24 protein-coding genes and 1 other annotated feature are annotated in these 23601 nt (G+C 42.4%); of the genes, 22 read left to right on the forward strand and 2 right to left on the reverse strand.

Features of this window, described 5'->3' with window-relative positions; all coding sequences use genetic code 11:
- Window positions 1-24: 24 nt before the first annotated feature.
- Window positions 25-98: a sequence feature (ribosomal protein L21 leader region), on the forward strand.
- A gap of 11 nt (window positions 99-109) precedes the next feature.
- The 16 genes from rplU (at window position 110) to yajC (ending at window position 13325) form a co-directional block, all read left to right on the forward strand.
- Window positions 110-418 carry a 50S ribosomal protein L21 gene (gene rplU, locus JNUCC1_RS15620; RefSeq protein WP_156646357.1) on the forward strand — a complete coding sequence of 103 codons (309 nt, stop codon included), beginning with the start codon at window positions 110-112 and terminating at the stop codon, window positions 416-418.
- 12 nt (window positions 419-430) lie between these two features.
- Window positions 431-760, forward strand: coding sequence for a ribosomal-processing cysteine protease Prp (locus JNUCC1_RS15625; protein WP_156646359.1), 330 nt, complete (start codon window positions 431-433; stop codon window positions 758-760).
- A gap of 15 nt (window positions 761-775) precedes the next feature.
- On the forward strand, window positions 776-1066 hold the full coding sequence (gene rpmA / locus JNUCC1_RS15630; RefSeq protein WP_156646361.1) for a 50S ribosomal protein L27: 291 nt from the start codon (window positions 776-778) through the stop codon (window positions 1064-1066).
- Window positions 1067-2102: 1036 nt separating this feature from the next.
- Entirely contained in the window at window positions 2103-3422 is a 1320-nt protein-coding gene (ltrA, locus tag JNUCC1_RS15635) for a group II intron reverse transcriptase/maturase (protein ID WP_442915421.1), read from the forward strand.
- Window positions 3423-3743: 321 nt separating this feature from the next.
- Window positions 3744-4274 (forward strand): Spo0B domain-containing protein, encoded by a 531-nt coding sequence (locus tag JNUCC1_RS15640; protein ID WP_197431768.1) that lies wholly within the window; start codon window positions 3744-3746, stop codon window positions 4272-4274.
- Between the two features lie 9 nt (window positions 4275-4283).
- Window positions 4284-5570, forward strand: a complete 1287-nt coding sequence (obgE, locus tag JNUCC1_RS15645) for a GTPase ObgE (RefSeq protein WP_156646365.1) — start codon at window positions 4284-4286, stop codon at window positions 5568-5570.
- Window positions 5571-5724: 154 nt separating this feature from the next.
- Window positions 5725-6582, forward strand: a complete 858-nt coding sequence (gene safA / locus JNUCC1_RS15650; RefSeq protein WP_156646367.1) for a SafA/ExsA family spore coat assembly protein — start codon at window positions 5725-5727, stop codon at window positions 6580-6582.
- 117 nt (window positions 6583-6699) lie between these two features.
- Complete coding sequence (gene nadE, locus JNUCC1_RS15655; RefSeq protein WP_156646369.1) at window positions 6700-7440, forward strand: NAD(+) synthase; 741 nt, start codon at window positions 6700-6702, stop codon at window positions 7438-7440.
- 56 nt (window positions 7441-7496) lie between these two features.
- Window positions 7497-8033 (forward strand): YhcN/YlaJ family sporulation lipoprotein, encoded by a 537-nt coding sequence (locus tag JNUCC1_RS15660; protein ID WP_156646371.1) that lies wholly within the window; start codon window positions 7497-7499, stop codon window positions 8031-8033.
- Window positions 8034-8151: 118 nt separating this feature from the next.
- Complete coding sequence (locus tag JNUCC1_RS15665) at window positions 8152-8883, forward strand: YebC/PmpR family DNA-binding transcriptional regulator (RefSeq protein ID WP_156646373.1); 732 nt, start codon at window positions 8152-8154, stop codon at window positions 8881-8883.
- 86 nt (window positions 8884-8969) lie between these two features.
- Window positions 8970-9578, forward strand: a complete 609-nt coding sequence (gene ruvA / locus JNUCC1_RS15670; protein ID WP_156646375.1) for a Holliday junction branch migration protein RuvA — start codon at window positions 8970-8972, stop codon at window positions 9576-9578.
- A gap of 16 nt (window positions 9579-9594) precedes the next feature.
- Window positions 9595-10590, forward strand: coding sequence for a Holliday junction branch migration DNA helicase RuvB (ruvB, locus tag JNUCC1_RS15675; RefSeq protein WP_156646378.1), 996 nt, complete (start codon window positions 9595-9597; stop codon window positions 10588-10590).
- 1 nt (window position 10591) lies between these two features.
- Window positions 10592-10789, forward strand: coding sequence for a DUF2905 domain-containing protein (locus JNUCC1_RS15680; protein WP_156646380.1), 198 nt, complete (start codon window positions 10592-10594; stop codon window positions 10787-10789).
- Between the two features lie 26 nt (window positions 10790-10815).
- Window positions 10816-11844 carry a tRNA preQ1(34) S-adenosylmethionine ribosyltransferase-isomerase QueA gene (gene queA / locus JNUCC1_RS15685; protein ID WP_156646382.1) on the forward strand — a complete coding sequence of 343 codons (1029 nt, stop codon included), beginning with the start codon at window positions 10816-10818 and terminating at the stop codon, window positions 11842-11844.
- 48 nt (window positions 11845-11892) lie between these two features.
- Window positions 11893-13032: a tRNA guanosine(34) transglycosylase Tgt gene (gene tgt, locus JNUCC1_RS15690; RefSeq protein ID WP_156646384.1), complete on the forward strand. Its 1140-nt coding sequence runs from the start codon at window positions 11893-11895 to the stop codon at window positions 13030-13032.
- A gap of 17 nt (window positions 13033-13049) precedes the next feature.
- A complete protein-coding gene (gene yajC / locus JNUCC1_RS15695) occupies window positions 13050-13325 on the forward strand; it encodes a preprotein translocase subunit YajC (protein ID WP_156646386.1) in 276 nt (91 codons plus the stop codon).
- A gap of 45 nt (window positions 13326-13370) precedes the next feature.
- Here yajC and JNUCC1_RS15700 read toward each other — a convergent pair whose 3' ends face one another.
- Window positions 13371-13751, reverse strand: coding sequence for a TIGR04086 family membrane protein (locus JNUCC1_RS15700; RefSeq protein ID WP_331713824.1), 381 nt, complete (start codon window positions 13749-13751; stop codon window positions 13371-13373).
- Window positions 13752-13890: 139 nt separating this feature from the next.
- On the opposite strand from JNUCC1_RS15700, the gene JNUCC1_RS15705 reads away from it, so the two are divergent.
- A complete protein-coding gene (locus tag JNUCC1_RS15705) occupies window positions 13891-15168 on the forward strand; it encodes an ArsB/NhaD family transporter (RefSeq protein ID WP_156646388.1) in 1278 nt (425 codons plus the stop codon).
- 712 nt (window positions 15169-15880) lie between these two features.
- On the opposite strand, the gene spoVB is transcribed toward JNUCC1_RS15705, so the two are convergent.
- Window positions 15881-17431 (reverse strand): stage V sporulation protein B, encoded by a 1551-nt coding sequence (spoVB, locus tag JNUCC1_RS15710; RefSeq protein WP_156646390.1) that lies wholly within the window; start codon window positions 17429-17431, stop codon window positions 15881-15883.
- Between the two features lie 112 nt (window positions 17432-17543).
- On the opposite strand from spoVB, the gene JNUCC1_RS15715 reads away from it, so the two are divergent.
- From JNUCC1_RS15715 to JNUCC1_RS15735, 5 genes are all read left to right on the forward strand, one after another.
- Window positions 17544-17837, forward strand: coding sequence for a post-transcriptional regulator (locus tag JNUCC1_RS15715; RefSeq protein ID WP_331713825.1), 294 nt, complete (start codon window positions 17544-17546; stop codon window positions 17835-17837).
- Window positions 17838-17898: 61 nt separating this feature from the next.
- The gene (gene secDF / locus JNUCC1_RS15720; protein ID WP_156646392.1) at window positions 17899-20154 is read left to right on the forward strand and encodes a protein translocase subunit SecDF; all 2256 of its coding nucleotides are present in this window, start codon (window positions 17899-17901) and stop codon (window positions 20152-20154) included.
- A gap of 179 nt (window positions 20155-20333) precedes the next feature.
- Window positions 20334-20663 carry a LapA family protein gene (locus JNUCC1_RS15725; RefSeq protein WP_156646394.1) on the forward strand — a complete coding sequence of 110 codons (330 nt, stop codon included), beginning with the start codon at window positions 20334-20336 and terminating at the stop codon, window positions 20661-20663.
- Window positions 20664-20742: 79 nt separating this feature from the next.
- Window positions 20743-23073, forward strand: coding sequence for a single-stranded-DNA-specific exonuclease RecJ (gene recJ / locus JNUCC1_RS15730; RefSeq protein ID WP_156646396.1), 2331 nt, complete (start codon window positions 20743-20745; stop codon window positions 23071-23073).
- Complete coding sequence (locus JNUCC1_RS15735; protein ID WP_156646398.1) at window positions 23051-23563, forward strand: adenine phosphoribosyltransferase; 513 nt, start codon at window positions 23051-23053, stop codon at window positions 23561-23563. The genes recJ and JNUCC1_RS15735 overlap by 23 nt, the downstream gene beginning before the upstream one ends.
- Window positions 23564-23601 lie beyond the last annotated feature (38 nt).

Raw genomic sequence — 23601 nt, forward strand, 5'->3', positions numbered from 1 at the left:
CATTACGTTAAATAAAACGTAGCACCAGTGCTACAACCGCTCAGAACAGGTTAATCTTTCCGTTGGGAAGTACCTGCATGGCGAGTCTTGGTAATAGGAGGTGCAAGTAATGTACGCAATTATTGAAACAGGCGGTAAGCAAATCAAGGTAGAAAAAGGCCAGGAGATTTATGTTGAAAAGGTGGCTGCTGACAAAGAAGAAACAGTTACATTTGACAAGGTTCTCTTTGTCGGAGGTTCTGATGTGAAAGTCGGTGCTCCTTACGTTGAAGGCGCAACTGTAACGGCTAAAGTTGAAAAACAAGGTCGACAGAAGAAAATTACAGTCTTCAAATATAAGCCTAAGAAAAATTATCATCGCAAGCAAGGTCACCGTCAGCCATATACAAAATTGGTTGTTGAAGCCATTAATGCCTAAGGAAAACAGAAGATGATCCGTTTAAAGGTTTGGCGAAAGCAGAAGCACATTACGTCATTTGAGTTGTCCGGACATGCAGAGAGTGGTCCTTATGGTTATGATCTTGTATGTGCGGGTGTATCAGCTGTTTCTTTTGGAGCAGTTAACGCAGTGATTGCTCTGTGTGGTATTGATCTTGAAATTAGTCAACAACAGGATGGCGGCTATCTTCATGTTGCCATACCTGATATTACGGAGCGTAAAGTGGGAGATGAAGTCCAGCTGCTATTAGAAGGCATGCTTGTCTCCATGGAAACCATTGAACGCGATTATAGCCAGTTTATAACAATTGAACAGAAATGAAGGAGGTTGAAAAGTATGCTACGTCTGGACTTGCAATTTTTTGCACAGAAAAAAGGTGCCGGAAGCACCAAAAACGGCCGTGACTCTGAATCCAAACGCCTTGGCGCTAAACGCGGAGATGGTCAGTTTGTAACAGGTGGCTCCATCTTGTATCGTCAGCGCGGTACAAAGATTTATCCTGGTGCAAACGTGGGACTCGGCGGAGATGATACATTATTCTCCAAGATAGACGGGGTCGTCAAGTTTGAACGTTTTGGACGTGACCGTAAAAAAGTCAGCGTTTATCCAGTAGCTCAAGAAGCATAATTTGATCAAACACAAAAAATCGGTTTCCAAATCAGGAACCGATTTTTTGTTTATTTTAAGCTTTTTAAAGAGACCATTGCCTTCACAGAAAACATTGTTAACGAACAATAGACACAAACTGCGAACTAGTGAAAGTTTTAAGAAGCGTTCTTACTACATAAGGTGAAGTAAAATCAATGTGCTTAGTAAGCAGAACGTGATTTGCGCTCCGGGAAATCGCTTTAACTTTATCACAGCTCAAGTGCGACATCTGTTCAAGAAACCCACTTTGACAGTGTCTTCTAGCCGCGGGCACGGCCTCAGCCTCCTTGCCCCGGCAAGGGGTATGTCGACGTTGCCCGCAAAGGGCGATTTTAGTCGACCCTCCTTAATGTACCGCTCACTGTGGGGTCTTCGACTCGTGCTATTCCCGCTGGAGTCGACTTCCCGAAGCTCCAATCACTCTATTTTATTCAGTGGCTTGGACGGTTCTACTCATAATAAGAGCTAGCAAACTGATTTCTCATATCCAGCTCGGGGAAAACACGGAGACTCCTGGTGCGGCCGAGCATAGGTCGTAATATATAACGGGTGGAATCCCCGTCGAGAAAGAACTAGCCATTCGCTCGTAGCGAGTCTTGGACGGCAAATGGTAACATTTGCCCTTAAGCGTAGACAGCGAGGTGATGGGCCGTAAGCCAAGCGGTTGAAGGGATTGAGCTCCGAAATTCGTGCTTTCAGGAAGGTCGATATGCTCAGGAGCATAGAAGGCAACATTGCTATGATCGACAAGGCAAGATCATAACAGCTTCCTCGGAGTCGGTGACCTCGGCACGTCACACATTGATATATTATGGCAACTCGGGAGGTCCTTTAGATCTCTTCTGACGAAGAGTAATGACGAACAAGCGATAATAAAGTAAGGGCTGTCAGATGTCTAAAGGAAGTCGGATAGCGGCATAGTACCAAAGAAATCGGGTAACTCCGATGGAGGGAAGGCCGCTACCCGTCATCGACCTTGAAAGGGAAACATTATCTACACCCAGAGGTGGAATTAATGATGGAAACGAAACTAACAAGGATAGCAGAATTAGCTAAGAAAGATAAGAATATGGCGTTTACGTCATTGGCACATCTCTTAAACGTGAACAATCTTAAACAATGTCATTATGAATTGCCTAGTGAAAAAGCCAGAGGTACAAAAGGAATTTCTAAGGAAGGCTACGGCGATAACCTCAATGAAAATGTCGATGATCTGGTCAAACGGCTTAAGAACAATGCTTACCGCCCTGTACCAGTCAGACGCACTTACATTGATAAGCCGGGCTCGAGAAAGAAAAGACCTTTAGGTATCCCTGACCATGAGGATAAGATTGTTCAACGGGCTATAGGGAAGATTCTTAATGCCATATATGAGAATGATTTTCTTGAAAGCTCTTTTGGCTTCCGCCCTAACAGAAACTGTCATGATGCGTTGAAAATCCTGAATGTATATATTGAAAAGCGCCCCACCAACTTTGTGGTGGATGCTGATATTAAAGGATTCTTTGACAATGTCGATCATGACTGGATGATGAAGTTTCTGAACCATCGTATCAAAGACCCGAACCTCTTAAGAATCATCCGACGCTTCCTTAAGGGAGGTTACATGGAGGAAGGAAAGTATTTTGATACGGATAAAGGGACTCCGCAAGGAGGGATCATTTCCCCCATTTTAGCGAATGTGTATTTGCACTATGTACTAGACCTATGGTTTGAGAAACGGGTCAAGAAGCAATGCAAAGGACATGCATACATCGTGCGCTATGCCGATGACTTTGTATGTTGTTTTCAGTATGAGGACGAAGCAAAAGCTTTCTACTCAGCATTAATTAAAAGACTAGCCAAATTTGGCTTGGAAATAGCTGAAGACAAAACAAGTATCATTTCATTTGGTCGAAACGCTGGAAATGGAGGATCTGGAAAGCCATCTACATTTGATTTTCTTGGCTTCACGCACTATTGCAGTAAAAGCCGAACCGGTAACTTTCGTGTTAAACGAAAGACCAGTCGCAAGAAAATGAAAGCCAAGCTAGCGAATCAAAAGGAGTGGCTGAAAGCCAATCGAAACAGAGATATTCAAGAGATTATGGCAAGACTCGATCGGTCACTTAAAGGATATTACAACTATTATTGTATTACAGATAATACGTTGGCGGTGGAGGAATTCCTCTACCGGGTCAAGCAATTGTTATTTAAGTGGATGAATCGACGGAGTCAAAGGAAATCTTTTAGTTGGGATAAATTCAACTTATTCTTAAGAAAATACCCCTTGCCCAAGCCGAAAATGAAAGTGAACATTTACGAACTAAGAAACGAGATTAGCTATATTTTGTAAATGATGATAGGAAGAGCCGTGTGCGGTAATACTGCACGCACGGTTCTGTGAGGAGTGAGGAATACTCTCGAAAACTAGAGAGTATTCCCGCTTACTCGACTGGGAGCAAAAAGCCTAGATGAGACCCCGGAGGTTGTCAGACCGAGGAGGCTCATCAGCGCCCACTGGACGCGGAGTGTTTTCCCCGAGCGGTTGCCAGAGGCAGTCATAAATCTTCTGGTTAATTCGCAGTCTACGGATTTTGTGTATTAATAAGCAGCAAAAAGGACATGCATCTGCTTCCAAAATTTGCTATAATTTGAATGACAGGGGGCAATGTATATGGAAACTAAAGAGGTTATTGATACGCTAACCCATTACAGACACGACCTTTTGAATCAATTACAAGTCATTCATGGTTATCTTGGCATGGGTAAACCTGATAAAGCAGAAGAAAAGTTGTCAGCTTACACGAGTCAACTGGACCAAGAAAGGCGACTCATGCATCTTGGTTTGCCAGATTTTGCTCTTTGGGTGATCCGTTTTAATATGGAACAGACGCATTTTCGTCTCACATATAAAATTGAATCTCATCCCGTTTCACCGAAGCTTGACCAGAAAATTGTGAAGTCATGTGAAACGTTATTTCAAGTGTTTCGGAGCCACGCAGCTGTTCATGAATTACATCAGGCCCATTTGCATTTTCATGAAGAGCGCATTAAAAAAACGTACATCATACATATTAATATGACAGGTACCTTTGTGGATGCAAAAGAATTAAAAAAACAATTGCAACACAAACTGCCTTCTGTTATTGTTCATAAAGAAGATAAACAGCTCGGTTGTATACTTACATTTGAGCAAGATGAATAGGGTGACGCTATGTTTGTAGATCAGGTTAACGTATATATTAAAGCAGGTGACGGTGGTGACGGCCTAGTCGCTTACCGTCGGGAAAAATATGTTCCAATGGGCGGCCCCGCTGGCGGAGATGGCGGAAATGGCGGTGACGTTGTCTTTAGAGTCGACGAAGGGTTAAACACACTCATGGATCTCCGTTATAACCGACATTATAAGGCTAAACGCGGAGAAAATGGCATGAGCAAAAATCAGCATGGCAAAAATGCATTGCCGCGTATTGTAGCGGTTCCTCCTGGGACAACTGTTACAGATACTAATACAGGAGAAGTTCTAGCAGATCTAACAACTCATGGACAAGAGGCTGTCATTGCTAAAGGTGGACGCGGGGGCAGAGGGAATGTTCGCTTTGCCACCCCTCGCAACCCTGCACCTGAAATTGCTGAAAAAGGTGAACCCGGGGTGGACCTTGAAGTCAACGTGGAACTAAAGCTTATTGCTGATGTGGGATTGGTTGGCTTTCCGAGCGTGGGCAAATCAACGTTGTTATCCGTGGTAAGTGCAGCTAAACCTAAAATTGCTGATTATCATTTCACGACACTTGCTCCAAACCTGGGTGTTGTTCAAACTCAAGATGGCCGCAGTTTCGTTATGGCTGATTTACCAGGGCTAATCGAAGGTGCTCATGAAGGCGTTGGCTTAGGTCAACAATTCCTTCGCCATGTCGACCGAACAAGGGTACTTGTTCATGTGATTGATATGGCAGGTACAGAAGGACGTGATCCTTATGAGGATTTCATGACCATCAATCACGAATTAAACCAGTATGATGCAACTCTAAAGGATCGTCCTCAGATCATTGCTGCAAATAAAATGGATATGCCGGATGCAGAAGCTAATCTTAAGGCGTTTAGATCACAATTGAGCGATGATTATCCGATTTATTCAATATCTGCGTTAACGAAATCAGGACTGAGAGATTTGTTGTTTTCTGTTGCGGATAAGCTTGATGCGATCCCTAAATATACAGAAGAAACACAGGAAGATAAAACTGAAGACACAGTTATTTATAAACACCGAAAACAAACAGACGAGTTCAAAATCACCCGTGATCCAGACGGGGCTTACGTGCTTTCAGGTGAAAAAATTGAAAAACTGTTCAAGATGACAGATCTGACCCGTGAAGAATCTGCCCAGCGCTTTTCCAGACAGCTGCGGGGGATGGGTGTAGATGAAGCGTTAAGAAAACGAGGCGCAAAAGATGGCGATACCATTAGGCTTCTGGATCTTGAATTTGAATTTATTGATTAACACCTGAATCAATCGACTCACACATTATATTTAAGCCGTTCCTACGAGGAGCGGTTTTTTTATTTGAACAACAGGAATCATTCAACATTTAAGGCGTGTATGCATATGTTGATAGAGAGCTAAATGCCCAGAAATGAAAGGAGTCTGAATCAGCTTGAAAATTCACGTTGTACAAAAAGGCGATACATTGTGGGAAATCGCAGAAAAATATCATGTTTCTTATGAGGCATTAATTGAAGCAAATCCTCAGTTGTCCAGTCCAGATATGATCATGCCTGGTATGAAAGTTAAGGTTCCTGCCGACTCAAAAGCCGTTAAAACAAAACAAATGAAAAAGACCTCCCCTTCTGTTGAAAAACCTTATAAGGACACGTCACCCGCGCCAAAGCCCGTCATTAAAGAGGACGATCATGAAAAGCCAAAACATGTTGAGCCGGAGATGCCGTTTTTAAAACCGCTTGAAAAGCCAAGTCTTGAAATGCCGGATATGTATACTGTACCGCAGCACAGCGAAATGCCCGATATGCAAGAACACTATCAAAAACCAGTTTCTCAGCCACAACAGCAAATGCCGCAAATGATGCCACAACAACCTGTCCATCAAGTGAACTGTCCACCGCCCCAACATCACGGCATGATGCAGCCTAATATATGCATGTGCTGCGGGCAACCACAACACATGCAACCAGCTATGCCAATGCCGCAAAGTGATTGTGGCTGTCATTCCAAACAACACACACCTGCTACCCCACAGCACTATATGCCACAGCAAAATTACGGGCCTATGCCTGGAATGAACCAAGGGATGATGCCTCAAGGGAATTATGGCGAAATGCCTGCCCCAGACCACCACAATATGAACACATGGCAGAACCCGGCTATGCAACACACTTATCCGCCAATGCAACAGGGGAATATGCCGATGTCACCTTATCCTGCCCCCCTGGCTATCCTATGGCATATGGTGATCGAACAAACGAGGACGAAACAAGTGATGAGTAAATATAATTAGAGAGGGGAAGATTCTATCTTCGCCTCTTTTTTTGATTTCAACAATACCATAATCATTCACCCCATATCATAAACATGATAAAATTAAGCCAGTATATCTTTTGAAGGAGCGAATAACATGAAGCAAACAATACAGCAGATTACGAACTGGCTGCAGCAAAAGGTTAAAGAAGCAAAAGTAAACGGGCTTGTAGTTGGGGTGAGCGGCGGCTTGGACTCGGCTGTTGTCGCTTACCTCATTAGAGGGGCATTTCCGGAAAATTCACTTGCAGTTATTATGCCAATTCAGACAAGACAGAGTGATCTGCAAGATGCAGAAGCAGTTGTCACAGGTTCCGGCATCCAAAGCATGACAGTTGATTTAACTGAAGCACATGGTCAATTATATAAAAATATTTCTGCCAGCTTGAATGAAAAAAGCGCGTTTGTTTCTGAACGAGATCAAATGGCTAATGCAAATTTGCGGGCTAGACTTCGAATGAGCACATTATATACGATAGCATCTCACCGGAATTACCTTGTCGTGGGAACCGATAATGCAAGTGAATGGCATACGGGATATTTCACGAAATATGGCGATGGCGGTGTCGATATACAGCCCATCACAGATTTCACCAAAGAAGAAGTTCGAAAACTGGCTGAATATCTTGGTGTGCCTGAGAAGATTATTGCCAAACAACCGAGCGCCGATCTATGGGAAGGTCAGACAGATGAAACAGAAATGGGTACGACTTATGAGCGCATTGATGCTTATTTATCAGGAGAAACAATTCCGGAACAAGATCAGCGCATTATTGAGCGCATGCATCAACAAACCGAACATAAACGTGCTCCTTTACCGCGATTTAAACGTTCATAATAACAAGAATAAAAACACCTCCCGAATCCACACTAAAGGTCAGGGAGGTGTTTCGCATGAAGCGAGCATATATAACATGTTTATTAAGTGGTTTTTTACTTCTTACAGGGTGCGCCCAGGAAAATTCTCAGTCGCCCTCTGAAAAAGAAGGAACAAAGACGGATCCTGTCAATTATGAAACAGCTGACGAACGAGATCAGAAGCCAGGAAATGATAAAAGGATTTATGGGACACCTGAAGAGAAGAAACGAATTAATTCAGGTAATCGAAACCGCCAATACACCGATTTATTTACAACCGAAGAGTCCCAGGAGATCAGTGACCGACTTTTGCATAATAAAGACATAACCCAAGCGCAAGTAGCCATCAAAGATGACGAAGTAATTGTGGCGGTCATGCTGGCTCCAGGAAGCAGTAACAAGATCAGGCATAAGGTGAAATCCGATGTGCAGACAATGATGCCGGACAAAAAGGTTACAGTCTATACAGACGCTCGATATCTTGATCATAAAGACGATATGAACGCAGGCAGAAAACCTTCAGACGTTGATTCGTATATTCAAGAATATCTGGAAAACTTTTTTGACAAATAATTTGTTAAAAAAATGCCGCGCAACAAGCCATAATGGCATCCTGCCTGCAATTTTTACTTTATACCAGTGGCATTCTCTGGTATAGTTTAAAAGAGATTGTTTGAGAGGAGAATGCGCTATGGCTGGACATTCCAAATGGAAAAACATCCAACGCAGAAAAAATGCTCAAGATGCCAAACGCGGTAAAATATTTATGCAGCATGCTAAAAATATATATGTAGCTGCCAAAGAAGGCGGCGGTGACCCTGAAATGAACCCGGGACTCAGAACTGCAGTCGATAAGGCTAAAGCAGATAATATGCCAAACGACAATATTGATCGGGCTATTAAGAAAGCGACCGGCACTTTGGACGGGGTCAGCTATGAAGAGGTCACTTATGAAGGTTACGGTCCTGGCGGCGCAGCAGTTATTGTGCATGTACTCACTGATAACCGCAACAGAACAGCTGCAGAAGTTCGTCATGCATTCAAAAAAAATGATGGAAATCTCGGGGAAAACGGCAGTGTATCATTCATGTTTGATCGAAAGGGCTACATCGTTATACTGAATGAAGATAACACCATAGATGAAGACACAATAACTTTAGATGCGATCGAAGCCGGTGCTGAAGATATTGTAAATGCGGATGGTGCTTACGAGATTTATACCGCACCTGAAGATTATTCAAGTGTATGCGATCATTTGACTGCTAGTGGTTACCAGCTTGAAGAAGCTGAATTGACCTTGATTCCCCAAACGTATACTGAACTTGAAGACGAACAGGCTGAAAAAATGATGAATTTATTGGATATGCTGGAGAATGACGAAGATGTTCAGGATATTCATCACAACATGAAAGAAGACGAATAAGCAGAAAGAGCTTCCATTGTATAAGGCGATGGAAGTTTTCCATTTTCTTGAGTTGTGTTAGAATAAGTCATAAGGGAGTCGATCATATGATTGCATATATTCAAGGGATCTTAACAGATATAACCGATGAATCTGTAGTGGTTGATGTCCATGGCATCGGATATGAAATCATCTGCCCTAACCCCTACATTTTTCAAGGGTCTGTGGATCAGCCGGTTAAAATACATACATATCAGCATGTCCGGGAAGATGCAATGATACTTTACGGGTTTAAAAATACATCTTTAAAAGACCTGTTTATTAAATTAATATCTGTTTCCGGCATCGGACCAAAAGGCGCCGTAAATATTCTGGGAGCGGTTGATGTCAGTGAATTTGCTGCAGCTGTGGAGCGTGAGGATAAAACTTTCCTGACTAAGTTTCCAGGTGTTGGCAAAAAAACCGCCCAGCAAATCATTCTTGATTTAAAAGGGAAATTAACGTCAATGCTGACAGCTGTGGAAAGTGTGCCGGGAAAAACAGTCATTTATGCTGATGAGGCAGACAGTCACTTGGTTGATATGAAGGAAGCATTGAAAGCCTTAGGTTATACAGAACGCGAAATTGACGGCATAATGCCCGAATTGCACAAACAACCACCCGAAACGACAGATGCAGCGGTTCGTCAAGCGTTGGTTTTATTGACTAAAAACTGACAGGGAGTCATAAATTATGGATGAACGTATGGTAACGGGCGCTTATCAGCAGGATGATTCTGTTGAACTGAGTTTGCGTCCTGAAACACTCAACCAATATATTGGTCAGCACAAGGTAAAAGAGAACTTGAGTATCTTTATTCAGGCAGCGAAAATGCGTAATGAACCGCTGGACCATGTTCTTTTGTATGGTCCGCCCGGGTTGGGGAAAACAACACTCGCCGGAATTATCGCCAATGAAATGGGTGTATCATTTCGGACAACTTCCGGGCCTGCCATTGAACGGGCAGGAGATTTGGCAGCGATTTTATCTGCACTTGAACCTGGTGATGTTCTGTTCATTGATGAAGTCCACAGACTGCCCCGTTCTGTAGAAGAAGTTCTTTATCCTGCAATGGAAGACTTCTTTTTGGATATTGTCATTGGAACAGGTCCTAGCGCCAAGTCAGTGAGAATCGATCTTCCACCCTTTACACTTATTGGCGCAACCACCAGGGCGGGCTTGCTGACAGCACCGCTCAGAGACCGATTTGGTGTTTTGTCCAGGCTTGAATTTTACGATACAGATGATCTGTGTGCCATTATAGAACGTACCGCAGATATTTTTAATGCTTCTATTCATAAAAATGCTGCACTCGAAGTGGCGAAACGTTCGAGGGGAACCCCTCGTATTGCCAATAGATTGCTGAAACGTATCCGGGATATATCCCAAGTGAGTGGTGAGGCTGAAATTAGTTTTGCGACAGCTAACAAAGCTTTATCAATGTTGCAAGTTGATGCTGCAGGGTTGGATCATATTGATCACAAATTGCTTAAGAGCATAATTGAAGGATTTAATGGCGGCCCGGTTGGGCTCGACACCATTGCAGCTACGATTGGAGAAGAATCCCAAACAATTGAAGATGTTTATGAGCCATTTTTACTTCAAATCGGCTTCATCCAAAGAACACCAAGAGGCCGGGTGGCCACAGAGAAAGCCTATCAACACTTTGGTCTGGAAGGGTTGATGTAGCATGCATCCTGGCAAGCTTATGATTGTGCTTGGAGCCGTTTTATTGCTGGTAGGTCTTTTGTGGACCTTTGTCGGCAAACTGCCAGGAGATATTAGTTTTAAAAAAGGCAATGTCAGCTTTCATTTCCCTATTATGACATCAATCATCGTGAGTGTTTTGTTGACATTGATCTTGTTTATAGTAAATAAATTCAGGTAAACCGTTGGATGATGAGGAGATTTATTATGGATATAGAAGAATTCGATTTTGAGCTTCCAGAACCATTAATCGCACAAACCCCTTTAAAAGACAGAACTGCATCTCGTCTGCTGGTTATGGATAAATTAACGGGCGAGATCACACATACACATTTTGCACATGTTATAGACTACCTGCAACAGGGAGATTGCTTGGTGTTGAATGATACACGGGTACTGCCTGCGCGCCTTTATGGTCATAAACAAGATACAGGAGCAAAAGTGGAAATTCTTTTACTCCATCAGGTGGAAGGTGACCAATGGGAGGTACTGGCTAAACCTGCTAAGAAAATAAAACCAGGTACTGAAATTGTGTTTGGTGATGGACGGTTGAAGGCTCAATGTATCAGCATAAAAGATCATGGCGGACGGATAATGGAATTTTCCTATACGGGTATTTTTTATGAGGTGCTTGATGCGCTTGGAGAAATGCCGCTGCCGCCTTACATTAAGGAACAACTGCCAGAGCAAGAGCGATATCAGACTGTTTATGCCAAAGAACGCGGATCTGCTGCAGCTCCCACCGCTGGATTGCACTTTACGAAAGAGCTGCTCCAGACCATTGAAGAAAAAGGAGTCAAGCTGGCCTTCATCACATTACATGTCGGGCTTGGAACATTTCGTCCGGTAAGTGTTGATAACATTGAGTCACATGATATGCACTCAGAATTTTATTCAATGTCACAGGAGACAGCTGAATTGCTGAACAAAGTCAAGGCAGACGACGGACGGATTATATCTGTCGGAACAACCTCGACACGCACACTGGAAACAATCGCCCGCGATCATGATGGTGTGTTTGCTGAAACGAGCGGCTGGACAGACATTTTCATCTATCCGCCGTACAAGTTTCAAGCAATTGACGGTCTGATTACAAACTTTCACTTGCCAAAGTCAACCTTAATCATGCTCGTTAGCGCTTTTAGTACAAAAGATCATATTATGAATGCCTACAAAGAAGCCGTAAGAGAACAATATCGATTCTTCAGCTTCGGTGACGCCATGTTGCTATTATGACGGTTTCTGATCAGGTTTATCATAAATAGGAAAATGAGGTAGAGATCTATGACAGCCATCACTTACGAATTAATCAAGACATGTAAACAAACTGGAGCACGTCTCGGCAAAGTCCATACGCCCCATGGCTCATTTGAGACCCCAATGTTTATGCCGGTTGGTACGCTCGCAACTGTTAAAACAATGAGTCCCGAAGAATTAAAAGAAATGGATGCCGGCATTATTTTGTCAAATACTTATCATCTTTGGCTTCGACCAGGTGAAGACATTATTAAAGAAGCAGGCGGACTGCATCGATTCATGAATTGGGACAGACCAATCTTGACAGATTCCGGCGGCTTTCAAGTGTTCAGTCTCAGTGATCGTCGGAAGATAGAAGAAGCCGGAGTTCATTTTCGAAGCCATTTAAGCGGAGAAAAACTATTTCTTTCCCCAGAAAAAGCGATGCACATTCAAAATGCTCTGGGATCAGATATTATGATGGCGCTTGATGAGTGCCCTCCTTATCCTGCTGAGCATGATTATATGAAAAAGTCTGTCGAACGCACATCACGATGGGCTGAGCGCTGTCTTGCAGCTCATGAACGTAAAAGTGATCAAGGATTGTTTGGAATTATCCAAGGCGGGGAATATGAAGACTTGCGCAGGCAAAGTGCAGCAGACCTTGTCTCTTTAGACTTCCCGGGGTATGCGGTTGGCGGATTGTCTGTAGGGGAACCGAAAGATGTCATGAATAGCGTGCTCGAATTTACGACCCCACTCATGCCGTTGGACAAACCGCGTTATCTGATGGGAGTTGGGTCGCCCGATTCATTGATTGACGGTGCGATCCGGGGTATTGATATGTTTGATTGTGTCTTGCCGACCAGAATTGCGCGAAATGGCACATGCATGACTTCAAATGGTCGGCTGGTCGTTCGTAATGCGAAATACGCAAGGGATTTCCGTCCAATTGATGAAGAATGCGACTGTTACACATGCAGAAATTACTCTCGGGCTTATATTCGCCATTTGGTAAGAACAAATGAAACATTCGGATTTCGACTTACCACTTACCATAACTTATATTTTCTGTTAAAATTAATGAAGCAAGTCCGAAAAGCGATAAGCGAAGATCGACTTGGTGATTTTAAAGAAGCATTCTTTGAACAATATGGTTTCAATGATCCGAATGCTAAAAATTTCTAATGAAAGGAGTGAATCGCATGGATGCTCAATTATTCAGCGGACTGATTCCAATCATTCTGATGATTGCAGTCTTTTATTTCATATTGATCCGCCCGCAACAAAAGCGTCAAAAACAAGTTAAACAGATGCAGGCAGATCTCCAAAAGGGAAATAAAATCATTACCATTGGCGGCATGCACGGCACAGTGCACGCACTTGATGAAAACACAGTTGTGTTACAGGTAGAGGACGGAACTAAGCTTACATACGACCGTTCCGCAATTCGAGAAGTAAAAGATCAAACAGCCAACTAAAAAAAGATCAGAGGTTTGCGCCTCTGATCTTTTTTTTACAATATATTATTGACTGTCTGATGCGGTTGTCATGTTAACGCCGACTACACCGCCAATGACTGCAGCCGCTATATAGCCAAGATGATATAAAACTTGGTGCAGATTCAGCCCCTCTTGATACCCCAAATATTGTACCAGAAAAACAAACAATGTAAACCCGATCCCGGTAAGCCCACCTATTAACCACCCTTTTTCTTTTCCTTTCAATCCAGCAAAGAGTCCGCCAATAAATAACGAAATGAGGCCTGCCGCCAGTGTTACCCAAAACAGCGCAGTTTCATTCATTGAAGTGAATTTCAACAGAAAACCCAGCAATAAACTTGCGATGAGAATAGAACCTAATACGATGATCCAACCATACATTAACGCTGTCATATGCTTTTTCACATGATCATCCCCCTGTAGTTGTCCTTTTGTACATGTTTATTCCAGTTATTTAAAAATAGACTATAAATATTGTACAAGATATCGGCATATCATCTTAGAGGAGAGGACAACCTGTTTTTTAAAGGAGGGTGGACATGGTATGGCAGCAGTTTTTGCCGCTATTGTATTTGTTGTAAGTTTTATATTAATCATGAGTGAAAAATTAAACCGAGCCGCTGTCGCTTTATTCGGGGGCGTCATTTTTTTACTGACAGGTATTTATGATACAACAGAAGAGTTTATGAGTTATATTAATTGGGATACCATTGCACTTATCTTTTCCATGATGGTGCTCGTGTCTATTGCACAAAAAACAAATATGTTTTATTTTGCAGGCATTCGCTTTGCTAAACTGGTAAATGGCTCACCTGTGCCACTGTTCATTGGCATCAGTCTTATTGTGGCGGCTGGTTCTGCATTACTAGATAACGTGACAACAGTGCTTATTTTTGTGCCGATCATGCTGCAGATGGGACGTGTGCTTCAATTACCCTTGTTTCCATATCTGCTGATGATTATATTAAGCTCCAATGTTGGTGGTGCAGCAACTCTGATCGGAGACCCACCGAATATTATGATTGGGCAAGCAGTGAGCGGTCTTGATTTTATGTCCTTTGTCATCCATCTGGCACCGCTGGCCATGCTTAACTTGTTGGTGATTATCATTCTAGGTGTTATGCTGTTCAAGAAAGAATTACATCAAACCGATATCAAGATCGACAATCTGATGACGATTGACGAATATGCGGCGCTTAAGCGAACCCCTTTATTATATAAATCTTTAGTTGTTTTAAGCATGACATTGCTCGCTTTTAGTTTGCACAGCGTCATTAATGTGGATATCACGACCGTCGCAATTTCAGGAGCTGTTTTATTGTTGTTGTGGGCAGATCACGAATTGGATACAGAAGCTGTGTTTTCCCAAGTGGAGTGGGTTACATTATTTTTCTTTATCGGCTTGTTCACACTTGTGGGCGGGCTGGAAGAAGTAGGCGTCATTGGTTGGATTGCTGAAACCATAATGGCCTATACAGAAGGAGCTGTAGACAAAACATCCCTTACCATTTTGTGGACGGCTGGTATCTTATCTGGTCTTGTAGACAATATACCTTTCGTTGCTGCCATGATTCCTGTTATTGAAGAATTTCAATATCATGGCATTAGCAATCTGGATCCAATCTGGTGGTCCTTGGCACTTGGAGCATGCCTTGGAGGAAATGCAACCCTAATCGGAGCTTCTGCTAACATAGTCGTAGCCGGGCTTGCAGAAGGCGCCAATCAGCGCATCCCTTTTATAAAATACATGCTCTACGGTATCCCAGCAGTACTCATCTCATTAACCCTGTCAACCCTCTACATCATCATCCGCTACCTTTAAAATACCCACTATAAGATCAGAACAAAGGATAACGAAGTAGACACAAACTGCGAACCAGAAAAAACTTGGATTTACACATAAAAGCTATTAAGACTGCCTCATGCAGCCGCTCGGGGGAAACACTGCGCTTTCCGCGGGCGCTGCTGAGCCTCCTCGGTCTAACGACCTCCGGGGTCTCATCGAGGCTTTGCATCCCACAGGAGTCTCCGTGTTTCCCCCGAGCTAGGTATGAGAGGTCAATTCTCTAACTCTTTTGTTAGTAGAACCGTCCAAGCCACTAACTAACATAGAGTGATTGGAGCGAAGGGAAGTCGACTCCTGCGGGAACAGCACGAGTCCGAAGACCCGCAGCGTTACATTAGGGTATGTCGACTAAAACCGCCCTTTGCGGCAACGTCGACATACCCCTTGCCGGGGCAAGGAGGCGTTAGGGGATGTTCAATTAAAGCCGGCGCGTCCTGCGCCAACATCGAACGACCTGCGTCCTGCAGGCCCTTTGGCAAAGAAGACACTGTGAAAGTGGGGTTCTTGAACAGATGTCGCACTTGAGCTGTGATAAAGTTAAAGCGACTTCCCGGAGCGCAAATCACGGTGCTCTTATATACGTTGATGAGTTTTGACCTACTATGCTTTTTAGTTCGCAGTTGACTTAAAGTATGTATTGTTTTTGGTGACGGATTTAACCGGCACGCGTTGGGGAGCGTGCCGGTTTTTAGATGAACTTTTTTATGACGGGGATCTGGCTTAATTCATCTTTTGTTATGAACCGCAACAGGAATAATAGTGAAATGTAGACCATCAACAGAATCGCTAATGCGATGAGCAGACCGAATAGGTTTTCCATCAGTTGAATATAACCTTGTTTGATGAAATGGCCAATAACCCATGTTAAAGCAATCAATACAACCATTTTAAAAAGATCTATTAACGGGATGGAGAATTTTATCAGTTTGTTTAAAGATGCTAGATGAAGCAGCGTCACAAGCACAACTCCGACTGACATCGCAATGGCTACTCCATAAATACCAAAGTTTGGATTGGATGCAAGGAGAATCAATACAGTAAATTTAATAACAGCACCAATCAAACTGTTCCACATTGCAGGTCTGGCAAGGTCCAGTGCCTGCAGAGCTGCCTGAAGCGGGCTTTGAACATAAAGCAGTAAAAAAAATGGAGCCATTAATATGAGAAAGCCCTTAGCATGGTCTGTTCCATACATATAAGTTAAAATTGGAGAAGCAAATAAGGCTAGAACAACGGTTGCAATTGCGCCTGAGGCAAAAGAAATTCGGATAGCCTGATGAATCCGGTAATGAATAAGCCTTGAGTTTTCCCTTGCCTCTGCCTCTGAAATGGAAGGGACAATGGAGATCGACAATGATTGCGTAATAAATGTAGGCAAAAATAATAAAGGAAGAACATAGCCGGTCAATTCCCCGTAGGCTTTTGTTGCTGCAATGGTGGTAACGCCTGCCACCGCCAGTGTTTGTGCGACAAGAATGGGTTCCATAAAATGAGAAATTGAACCGATCATGCGACTTCCGGTGCTGGGAAGAGCAATTGAAAGTAATTCTTTTACCGTCCTGTGACTGGCTTTAACATAACTGAAAAAACGTTTGCGGATTCTAATCGTTTTATTGTGCTTAAAGAGAAATACTAAATAAATAAGCGATATCAATTCACCAAGAACAACACTGATCATGGCACCTGCAGCCGCATATTCCACGCCAAAAGGAATCAGTAGCTTTACGAAAAATGCAACACAGGTGATGCGGACAATTTGTTCGATGACGATGGCATAACTTTGCGGTTTCATATTTTGCTTGCCTTGAAAGTAGCCCTTAATGATCGCCGAGAGCGCTATAATGGGAATGATAGGACTAATTACGCGAAGTGGTATTAAAGTACGTTCGTCTGTTAGCAGCGTTTCGCTAATGAAGGGGGCTGCAATAATCATGAGGGTTGTAAATACAATACTTGTCGTCATCGTCATCAATATGGAGATGACCAGAATGCGTTTAATTTTTTGATGATCTCCAACGGCATCAGCTTCTGCTACACGTTTAGAAATTGCGACAGGGAGGCTGAATTGTGTTAAAGTAATGACTAGGAATAATGTGGGCAGGGCCATCATGTACAGCCCGACACCTTCTTCTCCCATTAATCGTGCCACGACAATTCTGTTGACAAACCCTAAAAAACGTGTAATCATACCCGCTATAATTAAGATAAGAGTACCTTGTAAAAAAGTTTGTTTTGTCAATGTGCAGGACCTGCCTTCTCAAAAAAATAATTATGTTATACAATGATATATATGCATGACAGTTGGCCAAGCATGACAAGCAAAAAAACCTGTTATTTGGGAGGGGTGTTCGGTGGAATCAGCCCGGACTGTTGAGAAATGGAAAGAGGAACTAGAGCCTGTGCTTGAAAGTAAAGTCTATGAATTTAAAACAATCGGTTATAATGAAGCAACAGCTGAAGATATATGGAGATGTCTAAATCAGAAGGTCTGGAAAGACAATGCTGAAAGACGACTCTATGAAGTGGTTCAGGATGTCTTCCATTTGTCTACGGCTACATATATGAGTTATTTAACCGTTAACGCTTACGGAAATGATGATGATTTAATGGCATCGATTGCAGCACTTACTGACAACTCTTCATAAAGCAATCTGAGAGTAAGAAGGTTGTAAAGCGCTGTGATTTAAAGAGGGAGGCATTTTGTACATGAAAAAAAGAGGCAGAATTGTTGCCTTTTTTCTGATCGTTTTGGTGTTTGCAGGCACGATTGGAACGACGGTAACAGGGATTACGAAAGACATTAACCTTGGTCTTGACCTTCAAGGCGGTTTTGAGGTTTTATACGAGGTTGAGACGGTTGATGATTCACAAGAAATGAATCGGAGTCTGCTGGAAGATACGGTTAAGATTCTAAATGATCGCGTCAACAAACTCGGCATCAGTGAGGCTAATATAGACATTGAAGGTGATGATCGGATCCGGGTTCAACTTGCTGGTGTAGAAGACCAGGCTCAAGCAAGAGAAATGCTTGCCACATCAGCCAGACTTTCATTTCGCGATGTGAATGACAATAAGTTGCTCGATGGATCTGATATCAAGGAAGGAAGCGCAAGACAGGACTTTCATCCAGATACAAATGCTCCAATAGTTACTTTGAGTCTTAAGGATGCATCTAAGTTTGCCGAGGTCACAGAAAAAATCAAAAATATGGGTGCGCCCGATAATCGTCTCGTAATATGGATGGATTATCAGGAAGGCGATTCCTTTAAAGAGGAAGTAAAAAAGGAAAACCCTAAATATGAATCTGCGCCGAGTGTCACTAAGGTCCTTAATACCACAGATGTCATGATTGAGGGTTATACAATTGATGAAGCAAAAAACCTGGCAAGCATCATAAATGCCGGCTCTTTGCCTGTCAATATGATTGAAAAGTACTCTACTTCTGTTGGTGCTCAGTTTGGAGAGCAAGCATTAAATAAGACAGTCTTTGCAGGTATTATCGGTGTCAGTCTTATTTTTGTATTTATGCTGGCGGTATATAGATTCCCAGGGATTATTGCTACTATTAATTTAAGTATTTATATCTATTTGATCTTGCTTGTCTTCAACTTGATGAATGGGGTATTGACACTTCCGGGTATTGCTGCATTGATCCTTGGAGTCGGGATGGCGGTTGATGCGAACGTCATCACCTTTGAAAGAATCAAAGAAGAAATTAAAGCAGGGAAATCAACAGTGGCGGCCTTTAAGGCAGGCACCAAAAACTCACTGTCCACAATTTTTGATGCCAACATTACCACTTTACTGGCAGCATCCATACTATTTATGTTTGGTACCAGTTCAGTAAAAGGTTTCGCTACTATGCTCATTGTCAGTATTCTTGTCAGTTTCCTTACAGCGGTATACGGAACACGTCTGCTGCTTGGATTGTGGGTTAACACTCGGGCACTGAATAAGAAGCCTGGTTGGTTTGGTGTGAAGCAAAAAGACATCGCTGATATTGCTGAATCTGATAAAGAACCTGAAGCAACATTTATGAATCGTTCATGGAATGTAGTCGATTACCGAAAGATCTTTTTCACTGCTTCAACAGCTATGGTTATAATCGGCATTGTGTCACTTGCCTTATTTAAGCTGAACCCAGGAATTGACTTCACGAGCGGCTCACGAATCGAAGTGCTGGCTGAGCAGACACTTACAACCGAGCAAATTAATGAAGATTTGGATAAACTGGATTTGGAAGCCAAGTCCTTAGTGATTTCAGGTGAAGATAACAAAATTGGCGTTATGCGTTTCGATGACGTTCTATCAAAAGATAAAATTGAAGATATTAAATCGTATTTCCTTGAAAAGTACAATAATGACCCAAATGTCAGTGTTGTATCCCCAATCGTAGGTGAAGAATTGGTGAAAAATGCGATCTATGCTGTCGCCATTGCTTCAATCTTCATGATTATTTATGTGACACTTAGATTCGAGATGTTCTTTGCAATAACAGCTTTAATTGCGCTATTGCATGATGCATTCTTTGTGCTGGTTGTGTTTAGTTTGACCCGAATTGAATTTGATGTCACCATTGTAGCGGCTGTCCTAACCATTGTCGGGTATTCCATAAACGATACCATTGTTACATTCGACCGGATTAGGGAAAACTTACGCAAGAAGAAACGTGTAAAAACGTTTGCCGAATTGGCACGTGTTGTAAATCGGAGTCTCGTACAGACATTTACTCGAAGTCTTAATACAACTGTGACGACAATGCTAGCGGTTCTTGCTTTCTTGATACTTGGTGCCCAATCGATCACTGGTTTTGCTCTTGCGCTAACAGTTGGTCTTTTGGTTGGTACCTACTCGTCACTCTTCCTTGCCTCCTTGCTATGGCTCGTATGGCGCGGGAAGAACATCAAAGAGAAACCTGTTGTATTCGAAAAGAAAAAACGCGTAGAAGGACCACAAGTTTAACCCATCACCCCTTGCTCTCTAACAAAAGCAAGGGGTGATTTTATTGAGCGTCCCCACAAAAACAATAAGCAATAGACAAAAACATCGAAGAGTAAAAACTTGATTCATATTTTGTTATGTAGAAAGAGATTACAGTTTTTGTCAGAGGGGTACAATAGATTATATGGAGGTGTGTATATTTGAAGAATCAATACGCGGTTATTATTGCCATCATCGTCGTTATACTGGTTGCTATTTTTGCTGTAATTAATGTTGATGCTGTTGAAGTAAACTATCTTTTTGGTACCGGACAGGCACCGCTTGTACTCGTGATTTTAATCTCTGTTCTAATGGGAGGCATATTGACAGCTTCAGCCGGGGCGATAAAAATGTATCAGCTCCAACGTGAAAATAAAAAGCTGAAAACGGAACTTGCACAATTAAAAGGAAAGAGCAATAAAGGTATCTCTGAGTCTAAAGCAAGCACAAATAAGCATCACAAAGAGACCAAAACCCAGCCGAAAAAATGACTCCTAGGAGGCTGGGCAATAACTACTCATTGCACCCCATGGCCGTCTTTTGTATAATAAATAGGTCAGGGGTGAATTTATGCTACAAAGAAAAGCAAAATGGGTGTTTTCAGGTGCTGAGGCAGATCATGTCCACCAGTCAACATCTGCAACTATATCGCCTATTATCACTGATTTACTGGCTCAACGTGGGATTACACAATTAGAAGATATGGAGGCCTTTTTGTCTCCAGATCTTTCAAAACTAAATTCCCCCGCTTTTCTACAAACAATGGAAAAAGCAGTGAACCGTGTACATGAAGCGATTGCCAATCATGAAAAAATATTGATATTCGGAGACTATGACGCGGATGGGGTCAGTTCTACCACCTTGATGCTTAATACTTTGAGTGAACTGGACGCAGTCTGTGATTATTACATACCTAATCGGTTTACAGAGGGATACGGTCCAAACGAACAGGCGTTTAAATGGGCCTATGAAAACGATGTGAAACTTATTATTACAGTTGACACAGGAATTGCAGCGGTCAACGAAATTAAATATGCCAATAGCCTTGGCATTGATGTCATTTTAACGGACCATCATGAAGTGCAGCACGAACTTCCGGATGCTTATGCAATTCTTCATCCCAAGTGTTCACCTGATTATCCCTTTAAAGAATTGGCTGGTGTTGGAGTTGCTTTTAAATTTGCAGAAGCATTACTTGGATATTTCCCAAAACACCTGCTTGATTTAGTTGCGCTTGGCACAATTGCAGATATGGTGCCGCTTATTGATGAAAATAGAATTCTTGCCTACAATGGCTTGAAACAGATACAAACAACAGCACGCCCAGGGTTGAATGCACTCAAAAAAGCATATCAAATTGAAGGCACTGTCAATGAAGAGTCAATAGGCTTCAAATTGGCCCCGGCATTGAATGCTGTTGGACGATTGCAGGAAGCTGACCTTGCAGTAGACCTGTTGTTGGCGCGAACGCAAGAAGAGGCAGAAGTTCTTGCTGAAGAGGTTAAAGGACTTAACGAACATCGGAAATCAATCGTAAAAAAGATTGTACAAGAAGCAGAGGCAAAAACAGACCCTGATGAAGAAGGAGTCATTGTTGTGGCACACCCCGGCTGGAACGCAGGGGTGCTTGGTATTGTTGCCTCAAGACTTGTTCGTAAGTTCAACAGACCGGCTGTTGTCCTGACGATTGCAGAAGATGGTCTGACCGCTAAGGGTTCAGCACGTAGCATTCCTGCATTCGACATATTTAAAAATGGGATGGAAGTCAGGGATCTGTTCACACATTTCGGCGGCCATTCTCAGGCAGCTGGTATGACACTTCCAGCTGAAAACGTCGCGTTGCTGCATGAAAAGTTGAACATTTTGATCAAAGAGCAATTAACAGAAGAAGATTTTAAACCTGTAATTAATGTGAGTTTGTCACTGGATATAGCTGATATTGATGAAAAGATGGTATCAGATATTGCTAAGCTTGCTCCATTTGGGATGCACAATCCAAAACCAATTTTTCGTGTTCAAGCAATTCCAAGTGAGATTCGGCAAATAGGGAGCAGTCAAGCCCATTTAAAAATGCAGTTTCAGAAAGACGGAAGAAGATTGGATGCAATTGGCTTTGGAATGGGTCCATTATATCATGCTATATCGCCTAAAACGGTGGTTTCAGTCGTAGGGGAACTTGGCATAAATGAATGGAACGGACACAAAAAAGTACAAATACTCATGCAGGATCTTGGGATCGATACATGGCAATTATTTGATCATCGTGGCAAACATTTTGAATCTGTGATTGATCAGCTTGAAGGTCGAGCTCAGATCGCAGTGGTTGGACATATTCCTGAGGGTGACCATAAACATATGATGCAGATTCAATATGACGAGGTTGTACCCTCGCACCAAAATATTGATATATTAGTCATTAAGGATCTGCCACCCAGGCTTGAAGCACTGGCACACATAATTAAAAAGACACAACCAAAACAAATCCATGCGACGTATCATGTGCAAGACAGTGCGTATTTAAAAGCATTTCCTTCACGTGAAGAATTTAAGTGGTTTTATGCCCTTATTCATAAACGGACGATTCTTGATTTACACCAGGAACTCAAACCGCTGATGGCGGCGAAATCTTGGTCCAAAGATCATATTATTTTTATGGCACAGGTATTCAGAGAACTTGAATTTGTCCATATTAATAAAGGTGTTATCAAGAAAAATCCGCAACCAATAAAAAAAGATCTGCAAGAATCAACCATTTATCAATCCCGATTGAATGAAAGCGAGATTGAAAAAGTACTGTACTATTCTCAAAATGAAGAACTGAAAGCGTGGTTTGCCGCCTGTATGGAAGACGGACAAACTGCGAGGGAGGCTGTAACAGATGGATTACAAACAACATATTAAAATTGTGGAAGACTGGCCTAAAGAAGGCATTAAATTTAAAGACATCACACCACTGATGCAAAATGGAGAAGCATACAAAAGCGCGGTTGATGAGATTGTGAAATATGCTCGTAATAAAGATGTAGACATAATCGTTGGTCCAGAAGCCAGAGGTTTTATCATCGGATGCCCAGTGTCTTACGCTTTGGAAATTGGGTTTGTTCCTGTCAGGAAAGAAGGTAAGTTACCTCGAGAAGTCATTAAAGTGGATTACGGTCTTGAGTATGGACAAAACGTTTTAACGATTCATGAAGACGCCATTAAACCTGGGCAACGCGTTTTGATCACAGACGATTTACTTGCAACTGGTGGTACAATAGAAGCAACGATTAAATTAGTTGAAGAGCTCGGTGGGGTAGTGGCAGGATGCGCATTTCTTGTAGAACTCTCTTACTTGAACGGGCATGAAAAGCTTCAAGATTACGATGTTCTTACGTTGACAACTTATTAAATAGGTGAGTTTCAGGTCTGACCAGATTGTCAGACCTA

Origin of the sequence: Lentibacillus sp. JNUCC-1 (assembly GCF_009741735.1) — a bacterium.
Taxonomy (GTDB): Bacteria; Bacillota; Bacilli; order Bacillales; family Amphibacillaceae; genus Lentibacillus_B.